This is a genomic window from Pseudomonas sp. SZ57 (genome assembly GCF_009495975.1).
Taxonomy (GTDB): domain Bacteria; phylum Pseudomonadota; class Gammaproteobacteria; order Pseudomonadales; family Pseudomonadaceae; genus Aquipseudomonas; species Aquipseudomonas syringae.
The window spans coordinates 220,949-230,813 of record NZ_WIBD01000010.1; the positions used below are offsets into that span (position 1 = coordinate 220,949).

Here is a 9,865-nt window from a genome sequence, read left to right on the forward strand (position 1 = left end):
CGGGGCGCCGGGGCTGCGGATAAAAAACTCGTTGGCAGGTGTAAATCCGCGGCTCGCTGGCGCGTTTTCAAAGCAACGAACACATACCTGAAGCGGCATGCGCCAACGCCCATGCTTCAGGTCATTCAAGCCGCGTATTGAGGGTTGCACAGATGTCAGTCGCTACCAGGTTTATCGATGATCAGCCGACACGGGTTGCCCCGGCTGCGGCTGAGACGCTCTACCAGTTCGACGAATCGCCACTGCTGGCCCGACAGAGTCGCCAGGAGTCCAATGCTCGCAGCTACCCGCGGCGCATACCGCTGGCGCTCAAACGCGCCAAGGGTATTCACGTCGAGGACGTCGAAGGGCGGCGCTTCATCGATTGCCTGGCAGGCGCGGGCACCCTGGCGCTCGGGCATAACCATCCAGTGATTATCGAAGCGATCCAGCAAGTGATCGCCGACGAGTTGCCGCTGCACACCCTGGACCTCACCACGCCGGTCAAAGACCAGTTCGTTCAGGACCTGTTCGGCCTGCTGCCGCCAGCGCTGGCCGACGACGCGAAGATTCAGTTCTGTGGCCCGACCGGCACCGATGCGGTGGAAGCCGCGTTGAAGCTGGTGCGTACCGCTACCGGACGCAGCACGGTCTTGTCATTTCAGGGCGGTTATCACGGCATGAGCCAGGGCGCATTGAGCCTGATGGGCAGCCTGGGGCCGAAAAAGCCGCTGGGTGCATTGCTCGGCACAGGCGTGCAGTTTCTGCCGTACCCCTATGATTACCGTTGCCCATTCGGGCTTGGCGGTGAACAGGGCGTGCGCGCCAACCTGCATTACCTGGAAAACCTGCTAAACGACCCGGAAGCTGGCGTGCAATTGCCCGCAGCGGTCATTCTTGAAGTGGTGCAGGGCGAGGGCGGAGTCATCCCTGCTGATCTGGACTGGCTGCGCGGCGTGCGGCGCATCACCGAAAAGGCCGGCGTGGCGCTGATCGTCGATGAAATCCAGAGCGGTTTCGCGCGCACCGGCAAGATGTTTGGCTTCGAGCACGCCGGGATCATCCCGGACGTGGTGGTCATGTCCAAAGCCATCGGCGGCAGTCTGCCACTGGCGGTAGTGGTCTATCGTTCATGGCTGGACACCTGGCTGCCGGGCGCACACGCCGGGACCTTTCGCGGCAATCAGATGGCCATGGCTACCGGTTCTGCCGTCATGCGCTATCTTCAGGAGCACTCCATTTGCGAACACGCGACAGCCATGGGCGCGCGGCTGTCCGGGCATCTGCGTGCCTTGCAGCGTGACTTCCCGCAACTGGGCGATATTCGCGGGCGCGGCCTGATGCTCGGTGTCGAGCTGGTCGACCCATCCGGTGCGCGTGATGCACAGGGTCATCCGCCGCTATTTGCGCGTCTGGCCCCACTGATCCAGCGTGAATGCCTCAAGCGCGGGCTGATCCTGGAGCTGGGCGGTCGACATGCCAGCGTGGTACGTTTTCTGCCACCGCTGATCATCACCGCCGAGCAGATCGACGAAGTGGCAGAGATCTTTGGTCGTGCGCTGAACGCCGCTGTCGCCCAGGTTTAATTTTTCGACGTAGTGATACGTTCAATCCCTATAGCTGCCATGAATTGGCACGGCAGCCCTGAACACAATGGAGAGCAGCAATGACTTCAGTATTCGATCGGGAAGACATCGTCTTTCAAGTTGTAGTCAACCACGAAGAACAGTATTCCATCTGGCCCGACTACAAGGCGATCCCCAACGGCTGGCGCACCGTGGGCAAAAGCGGCTTCAAGAAAGAATGCCTGGCCTATATCGAAGAAGTCTGGACCGACATGCGCCCCCTGAGCCTGCGCCAGAAAATGGAAGCGCAGACGGCCTGATTGACGGTCTGGACGGATACTTCGATTATCGTGCGACGCTCCGCGTCGCATGCCTTTCCGGACGCTCTGCGTCCTCTTTGCGACGCAGAGCGTCGAGAACTGCATTCCCACGCTGGAGCGTGCGGAACGATAATTTCAACTATCGTGCTGAAGCACTGTGTCGGTCTGCACGGACAACTCATTATCGTGCGACGCTCCGCGTCGTCATGCCGTTCCGGACGCTCCGCGTCCTCTCTGCGACGCAGAGCGTCGCGACCTGCATTCCCACGCTGGAGCGTGCCGAACGATAATCTCACTCCTTACCAGCCAGCACCCCGATAATTCCCTGAATATCCCCCTGCAATTCCGCCAGCGGGGCAGCGCCATCGATCCCCAGCACCAACAGCTTGCTACCAGCCGCTTCAATGGCGGTCTTGACCGGCGCGGGTGGCTGGCGGTGATCGAGCACCAAGGCCACGTCGTTATCCTTCAGGGTCGCGCTCAATTTGCTCAAGGCTTCCGGCGTCCATTGCTCGTCCGTCAGCGCCTGAGTGTCGATCAGTTCCAGATTCAGCCCGCTGATCAAATAGCTGAAGCGATCCGACAGGCTCACCACACTCAAATTATCGGCACCGGCCAGCGCTGCCTCGCTGCTGGCGCTGAGCTTGAGTAGCTGCTGCTTGAACGCCGCCAGGTTGGCCTCGATTTTCGGTTTGGCGGCCGGTGCCAGGCGCACCAGATCTGCTGCCAGCACATCGGCCATACGGCCCATGTTATTGCTCGCCAGCCACGGCTGACTGTTCAATCCGTCAGTGCCCTGACCCGGCTGTACGGCGATGCCCGGCAAGCTGCCGTCCACCGGCCGTGCGGCGTCGATCTCGACGATACGAATATTGCTGCGCCGTGCATTGGGGTAAAGCGGGTCATCGGCCCAGATCGAGCGCAAGCCGATCACCGCGTCGGCGTTGTTCGCCAGCCCGCGCAAGGCATCGGCACCACGCCCGGTGAAATACGCCGTCTGACGCGAGCCCGGCAGGTTGGCCGCTGCAGCCCGCTGCAGCACCACACCGCTGTCCTTGAGCAGTATCTCGCCCAGGCCATAGGTAATCGGCAGGCTGGCCAGCACTCGCACCGGTTGCGGACTGTCGGCTTTGCTCTCGGCCGCCTGCAGGCTGTTGCTGAACAGGCCGGTCATGATCAGCGCGAGGGTCAGAGTACGTAACGTAGGCATTTATCCAATATTCCCTTTCAGGCTCGGCAGCGTGCCGCGAGCGATGGCGGCGAGGGCGAACGCCATGCCCGCCACCAGAATGATTGCCGCGCCGGACGGCACAGGCAGGTCGAAGACGATGGGCAGCAGTATGCCGCACAGGGTGCTGAGCGTCGCAATGGCCACTGAAATCCAGAAAAAGCCCTTGAGCGACTGGCTCAACAGGCGTGCGGCCGCCGCCGGAATCACCAGCAACGCACCGACCAGAATTGCGCCGATGACTTTCACCGCCGCGACCGTGATCAGCGTCACCAGAATCACGAACAGGTAATCCAGCGTCTTCACCGCCACGCCGCGCACAGCCGCCAGTTGCGGGTTGAAGCTGGCCAGCATGATGCGGTTGTACAGCGGCAGGCTCAGGCCCATGACCAGCGAACCGACGATCAGCAGCACCAGCAGGTCGTTGCCGTTGACGGTCAGCACCGAGCCGAACAGCACGTTTTCCAGAATGTGCACGTTGATCTTGCCGGCCAGCACCAGCAACAGGCTCGCGCCCAGTGCCAGGGAGACCGACAGGAACACGCCGATCAACGTGTCCGGTGCCAGCCCGGTGCGGTTGCGCAGGTAATTGAGGACGATGCCGAACAGCAGGCAATAGCCGAACAGGGCGCCATAGGGGCCGGTGTAGGGTTCGCCGAGCAGAATGCCGATCGCCACCCCGGTCAGTGCCGCATGGCCCACAGCTTCGGAGAAAAACGCGAAGCGCTTGACCACCACCAGCGTGCCCAGACCGCCCAGCACCGGCCCGATCAACAGCCCGGCGAGCAGGGCGTTGACCACGAAACCATAGGCCAGCGCCTCGGGCAGATAACCGGACGAGGCGAGGCCCTGAATGAACAGGCGAAATGTTTCGTAATTCATTACACGATCCTCCCGGCGCTGCTATCCGTCGTGCGCGGGTGCGCGGAAAACAGGGTCAGCAGCCGCTCCGGGGTCAGCGCAGTGGCGGCCGGTTCATCGAACAGGATGCGGCGGTTGAGCCCTGTTACCTGATCGGCCAGACGCCTGACGGCATCCAGGTCATGCTCGATCCACAGGACCGTGACCCCGCTTCGGCGCCAGTCACCCAACAACCGCTCGAACACCTGAATACCCGCCTCATCCAGCGCCGACATCGGCTCATCCAGCACCAGCAATTGCGGCGCAGGAATCAGCCCCTGCGCCAGCAGCACGCGCTGCCGTTCGCCACCGGACAGCGCACCCATGCGCCGTTTGCGCTTGTCCTGCATGCCGACCCGTTCCAGCGCCTCGCCAATCGCTGCCGCGTAGTGCTTCGACAAGCCCAAAAACGCCGGGCGTCGCTGACACATGGCCGCCATGAAATCGTCGACGGTCATCGGCAGGCCACGGTCGAACTCCAGCGCCTGCGGTACATAGCCGATAAGTCCTGGAGCTGCAGGCCACAGCAGGCTCAATTGGCCCTGATGCGGTGTCTGCCCGAGCAGGGTCTTGATCAGCGAGCTTTTGCCACCGCCGTTCGGGCCGACCAGTGCGTGTACGCTGCCGGCGCGCACATTGAAGTGAACCTGATCGAGAATCGTGGTGCGCCCGAGGGTCAGGCTGACCTGCTTGAATTCGATGCCCGGCCCCTGGCTGACGATATCGAGTTGCTGTGCAGCCGTCATGCGCCCGACTCCTGAATGGCCCGTACCACCGTGTCCAGGTTGCCGGCCATCTCCTTTTCGTATTTGTCGGCGGTGTATTCGCCATAGGAAATATGCGACAGCGGGTACAGCCGAACCCCGGATTCACGCTGAATGGTCTCGACGTAGGTGGACGGGAAATCCATCTCCGAGAAGATCACCTTCACGTCCAGCTCACGCAGTTGGTCGATGGTTTTTTTCAACTGGCTCGGGCTCGGCTCGATGCCATGCGCTGGTTCAACCACGGCGGTGACTTCCAGGCCGAATTCGCGCAGCAGGTAGTCGTAGGCGGCATGCACCGTGGCCACGCGCAGGTCGGCATTGGGTGCCTTGGTCAGTTTGGCGAGCGCATCGGCGCGCATCTGGCGCAGGCGCTTGCCGTAGGCGCGGGCGTTGGCGGTATAGGTTTTGGCATTGTCCGGGTCCAGCTTGCCCAGCTCGCGGGCGATATTGTTGACCTGCGCAATGGACGCACTGATCGACAGGAAAGTGTGCGGGTTGACCACTTTGCCGGCACCTCGCGCCGCCACCCCGGTGGCCGCCAGCAACGGCACATCGGCGTTCGCCTCGATGGTCTTGATGTTCGGCGTTTCACTGGCGGCGATCATGCGGTCGGCAAAATCATCATGGCCAACGCCGTTGAGCACGATCACGTCCAGCGAACCGATGCGCTTGATGTCCTCGGCGCGCGGCTCATAGGCATGCGGGTTGAAGCCCGCCGGGATCAGCGGCACAACGTCGGCCTTGTCGCCGACAATATTGCTCACGTAGCTGTAGTAAGGGTGCAGGGTAATGCCGATGCGCAGGCGTTTGGCCGGTTCGGCGGCGAAGCTGGACGGTGCCAGCAGGGCGACCATCAGCCCCGTCAGCAGGCCGCGCAGCAAGGGACGGCGTTTGAATGAAATAGGCATGGGCAAGCGGTCTTCTTTCAAAGGAATGCGGAGTTTCAGTGCGGGTGCTGACGGGTCACGCCAGCATCGAATTGCGCGACGACCTGTTTCCAGCCTGAATCGATCAAGGCCTGGTCACTGAGGTCGCTGACCGCCGCCAGCGAGGCGTTACGGTTGATCCAGATGTCCCGCTGCTCGCCGGAATCGACACGCATCAGAAACGAACCGGCCACTCTCGGCGTCCGGCTCAGTCCCAAGTAGGACTGCTCGATCATCTGCCAGGCATGGTCGCCACGGCTCACCGAACTGGCATCCCTGGCGAACGGCGCAAAGCCTTCATCGCCCAGTTGCTCTGGGGTGATTGGCGTCTGTTGCTCGCTGGCCAGCAGGCGAATTTCGTCGAGGGTCACGCGCAGGTCGGCGTAAATGCCTTGTTCCGCAGCGCTCAGGTCACGTCGTGCGTCCAGTTGATGGCTGGCGACGCTGTGCGTTTCCTGAGTATAACGGTGCAGGCTGATCACGCCGGCAGCGCTGCCAAGGATCAGCAGGCACAGCAGCAGGACGTACAGGGTTTCATGCCCGGCGCCTGCCGGACGGACGATGTGTCGGGTTGGTGTGCTCATGGGGCCTGGATGTCCGCCTGATCGATTTCCACCACGTGACCGGGACCGGCGTCGAACAGCACGTAGAACTCGGAGGCAGGGCGTTTGAAGGTTACTGTCGAGTCCTCGCCAAGCTTGCCGGGCACCAGGATGGTTTCGTCGTAGCCGATCACGTCCAGGGTCACACCCGGCGCACCACTGCCGTCGGAAAAACCGCCGGTGCAGCGGATCTGCTCGGTGTCGATCTGTTTGCATTCGCACATCGGGTTATGCGCCAGGGCGTTGCTGCTCAGGCCAAGCAGGCACAAGGCACTGGCCGTCAGCCAGCGCAGGGAAGGGCGGGCACTCATGGTTGGGCTCCTTGTTTTTTCAGCCACGCCACGGTGCTGGGCGAAGCCTGTTGCAGGGGGATGGAAGTCTGATGCACGGCGCCGTCCCAGCCTTCCATGGTGATCCACAGCTCGGCGTCGGGATCGGTGTTTTGCGCGATCTGCATGAAGGCGCTCATGCGGTAGCCGCCACCGAAGAAAATCACCCCGGCGGTGCGCAGGCTGCGCGGTTTGCCGATGCGCAGATAAGTGGCCTTGACCCGGTCGATGCAGGCGTTGCACAGCGCCGCGTTGAAACTTTTCATGTAGCCCGATGGGCCGGAAAGGCGCGGCGCTTCGTTGCGGTCTTCTGCCAGGCGCAGGCTCCACGGGCCGACCTGAATTTCGCCGACTTCGCGCTGGCCAAGGCCCTGATCGCCACGATCCAGCGCGTTGTCGGAAAAGTACTTGGGCATGAAACCCAGCGGGATCAGCACCAGCAGCACGTTGATATGGAAGCGCCATTTGTGCCAGAAACGACTCAGTGACGATGCAGGTTGTGTAACAGCGGCGGCCTTGCTCACAGGCTGTTCTCCGGGGTGCGGGTCGCCAGCGGCGAGGGCGAGGTGTTTCGTGGGGTTGCAGCGGCCGTTGCCGGGCGGGTTCGGGTTTCACGCTTGAGGGCGTTGAGCGTCGCCAGTGCAGTACGCTTGCTCCAGATCAACAGGCCGCTGAGCACCATCATGCTCAGCAGCAGGCCGAAGAACGCCCAGATCAGCTTGATCCAGATGCCGCCGAAATCGCCGGTGTGCAGGGGGCGCATGGACTCGGTGACGAACTCCAGCTTGTTGCGGTCCGACAGCAGGTGCGAGGCGGCAATCTCGCCGCTGTACGGGTTGATTTCTGCGGTCTGGAACATCAATGGATACCAGCTGCGTCCACCCACCTGCATGTTGCTGTAGGCATTGAACGGCGGTGTGATGAAGCTGGCTTCCAGGCCCGGAATCCGCTCCCTGGCGATTTCCACGGCACGCTCCAGGCTGATGGTCGGCGCGGGTCTGCCGTCGGCAGTCAGCGGCACGGCGCTGTGCGGGATGATCGACGCGACCTGGGATTTGCTGGAAATACTGATCTGGTTGTCGCCCAGAATCGCCTGGATCAGAAACCACGTGCCGGTAATGGAAATCACCGCAATGAACCAGATCGACCAGACGCCGCTGAGGCGATGCAGGTCGCCCCAGAAAATGCGCGGGCCCTGGCTGAAACGCACGGGCTTGAAAAAGCCGCGCCAGAATTTCTTGTAGACCACCAGCCCGGTCACCAGTGAGGCCAGCAACGGCAGGCCGAGAATCGACACCAGATACCAGCCCCACGAATAACCGTTGGTAAACGGCACCAGCCACCAGCCGTGCAGCGCGCGGGTGAAGCGGCGGAAGTCGAACGAAGGAGTAATGCCCTGAATCACTCCGGTGTAAGGGTTGACGTAAGCCGGCACCGAACGCCCGTCGGGGTAGGTGATGAACACGCTCAAGGCGAAATAGTCGCCGTCCGGCTGCATGATGGTGCCGACGATCAGGTCCGGTTGGTTGCGTTCGATGGTTGCGCGAATCTGTTCGAAGTTCAGGCGCTGGGCATCGTCGGAAGGGCGGTTGTCACGCATCTCCGGGTTGGCCAGCCACATGATTTCCTTGCTGACCACGGCCAGCGTGCCGGTCACACAAACGATCAGCACGAAGAACCAGATCGGCAGGGCCAGCCAGCTGTGGACGAGAAACCAGATTTTTGAACGGGACTTCTTCGACATGGATAAACAATCTCGATTCACGATGTGGAGCGGCCGCAGGGCGGTCCCCTCTGTCTGTACGCGCGGGCGGTATAAAAGCCTCGCATTAAGTTAAAGACGAATGAGAACTGAATTCCTATAGGAATTTTTTGCGTTTAAATGCAAAAAATTGTTTCGGTGCGGCGGTACAGCTCCGCATGCCGCATGAATAGGGCGGTCCGGCTAATTTTCCAGCAGCGCAGTACGTTCAATCTGGACATTGGTGTTGCGCCAGGCCGCAGGGGCTCGGGCGCTTTTGCCATCAAGGGAGAGACATCATGAGTCATGCGTTGAGTTTGGATATCCGGCCGTTGCTGGCAGGGGCGGGCAGCTTGCCGATGCTGGTGCAGGCACCCGAGCCCGGTCTGGACTTGATGGAAGCGCTGGGCGAACTCAAGCCGTTGGTCGCCGGGCACCTGTATAGCGCAGGCGGGATTCTGTTTCGCGGCTTCGAGGTGGGCGGCGCAGAAGCGTTTCGCGAGTTCGCCGCCGGTTTCGGCGATCCGCTGCTCAACTACGAGTTCGGCTCTACACCACGCAGCAACGTCACCAAAGGTGTGTACACCTCGACCGAGTACCCGGCGCACCAGAGCATCCCGCTGCACAACGAGCAGGCCTACACGCTGGAATGGCCGATGAAGATCTGGTTCTACAGCATGATCGCGGCGCAGACAGGCGGCGAAACACCGATCGCCGACAGCCGCGAAATCTACCGACGCATTCCGGCGCGCATTCGCGAGCGCTTTGTCGAAAAGAAACTGATGTACGTGCGTAACTACGGCAACGGGCTCGATGTGGAATGGAGTCAGGTGTTCAACAGCGAAGACGAGCGCGTGGTCGAAGCCTACTGCCGGGCGCACAACATCGAGTGCGAATGGAAAGATGACGGCGAACTGCGCACCCGGCAGATTTGCCAGGCGGTATCGCGCCACCCGGTGACCCACGACACCGTCTGGTTCAACCAGGCGCACCTGTTCCACATCTCCAACCTGCAACCGGAAGTGCGCGAAACCCTGCTCGACGTAGTGGACGAAGAAGACCTGCCGCGCAACGTCTACTACGGCGACGGCTCGCCCCTCGAAGAAACCCTGCTGGACGAAATCCGCGGCGTACTCGACGAATGCACCGTCAGCTTCCCATGGCTGGAAAACGACGTCCTGATGCTCGACAACATGCTCACCGCCCACTCCCGCGCACCCTTCACCGGCAAACGCAAAGTGGTGGTCGCCATGGCACAGGGGCATTCGGATAAGTAAACGCCGTCAGATCATCGTGCTGACGCACTGAGTGGTTTTGCCTTTCGTGACTCGCTGCATCACGAATCTACGGCTCGCCGCAGTTCAGAAACATCCAGAACCACGATGCTTTTAAACCACGATGGCACAGACGACGCAGAGTGCGACGTAAGTGACGGCTGAGTCATGGCGCTGATCCGGGGGGAGCATAGCAGTACGCCATGCTAGCCGCATAGCTCACAAAGACGTTAG

The 9,865-nt window shown here is 61.6% G+C and carries 11 protein-coding genes; 3 read left to right on the forward strand and 8 right to left on the reverse strand.

Annotated features, from left to right (window positions below):
• The first annotated feature begins 152 nt into the window (after nucleotides 1-152).
• Both GE543_RS13330 and GE543_RS13335 read left to right on the forward strand, forming a co-directional pair.
• The gene (locus tag GE543_RS13330; RefSeq protein WP_153221622.1) at nucleotides 153-1,565 is read left to right on the forward strand and encodes an aspartate aminotransferase family protein; all 1,413 of its coding nucleotides are present in this window, start codon (nucleotides 153-155) and stop codon (nucleotides 1,563-1,565) included.
• Nucleotides 1,566-1,645: 80 nt separating this feature from the next.
• Nucleotides 1,646-1,864 (forward strand): MbtH family protein, encoded by a 219-nt coding sequence (locus GE543_RS13335; protein WP_003304661.1) that lies wholly within the window; start codon nucleotides 1,646-1,648, stop codon nucleotides 1,862-1,864.
• Between the two features lie 292 nt (nucleotides 1,865-2,156).
• On the opposite strand, the gene GE543_RS13345 is transcribed toward GE543_RS13335, so the two are convergent.
• Genes GE543_RS13345 through GE543_RS13380 form a run of 8 tightly spaced genes read right to left on the reverse strand, consistent with a single transcriptional unit; the run spans nucleotide 2,157 to nucleotide 8,360 of the window.
• Nucleotides 2,157-3,074, reverse strand: coding sequence for a metal ABC transporter solute-binding protein, Zn/Mn family (locus GE543_RS13345; protein WP_153221623.1), 918 nt, complete (start codon nucleotides 3,072-3,074; stop codon nucleotides 2,157-2,159).
• Nucleotides 3,075-3,974 (reverse strand): metal ABC transporter permease, encoded by a 900-nt coding sequence (locus GE543_RS13350; protein WP_153221624.1) that lies wholly within the window; start codon nucleotides 3,972-3,974, stop codon nucleotides 3,075-3,077. It abuts the gene before it with no gap.
• On the reverse strand, nucleotides 3,974-4,738 hold the full coding sequence (locus GE543_RS13355) for a metal ABC transporter ATP-binding protein (protein WP_153221625.1): 765 nt from the start codon (nucleotides 4,736-4,738) through the stop codon (nucleotides 3,974-3,976). Before GE543_RS13355 ends, GE543_RS13350 begins: the two co-directional genes overlap by 1 nt.
• A complete protein-coding gene (locus tag GE543_RS13360; protein ID WP_046237093.1) occupies nucleotides 4,735-5,667 on the reverse strand; it encodes a metal ABC transporter substrate-binding protein in 933 nt (310 codons plus the stop codon). The genes GE543_RS13355 and GE543_RS13360 overlap by 4 nt, the downstream gene beginning before the upstream one ends.
• A 35-nt stretch (nucleotides 5,668-5,702) precedes the next feature.
• Entirely contained in the window at nucleotides 5,703-6,269 is a 567-nt protein-coding gene (locus GE543_RS13365; protein WP_153221626.1) for a DUF6162 family protein, read from the reverse strand.
• Nucleotides 6,266-6,598 (reverse strand): hypothetical protein, encoded by a 333-nt coding sequence (locus GE543_RS13370; protein WP_003406932.1) that lies wholly within the window; start codon nucleotides 6,596-6,598, stop codon nucleotides 6,266-6,268. Before GE543_RS13370 ends, GE543_RS13365 begins: the two co-directional genes overlap by 4 nt.
• A complete protein-coding gene (locus GE543_RS13375; protein ID WP_003409767.1) occupies nucleotides 6,595-7,140 on the reverse strand; it encodes a hypothetical protein in 546 nt (181 codons plus the stop codon). Before GE543_RS13375 ends, GE543_RS13370 begins: the two co-directional genes overlap by 4 nt.
• Nucleotides 7,137-8,360 (reverse strand): PepSY domain-containing protein, encoded by a 1,224-nt coding sequence (locus GE543_RS13380; protein WP_003409769.1) that lies wholly within the window; start codon nucleotides 8,358-8,360, stop codon nucleotides 7,137-7,139. Before GE543_RS13380 ends, GE543_RS13375 begins: the two co-directional genes overlap by 4 nt.
• Nucleotides 8,361-8,656: 296 nt before the next feature.
• Between GE543_RS13380 and GE543_RS13385 the strand changes: the two genes are divergently transcribed.
• The gene (locus GE543_RS13385; RefSeq protein WP_024959262.1) at nucleotides 8,657-9,634 is read left to right on the forward strand and encodes a TauD/TfdA family dioxygenase; all 978 of its coding nucleotides are present in this window, start codon (nucleotides 8,657-8,659) and stop codon (nucleotides 9,632-9,634) included.
• The last annotated feature ends 231 nt before the right edge of the window (nucleotides 9,635-9,865 follow it).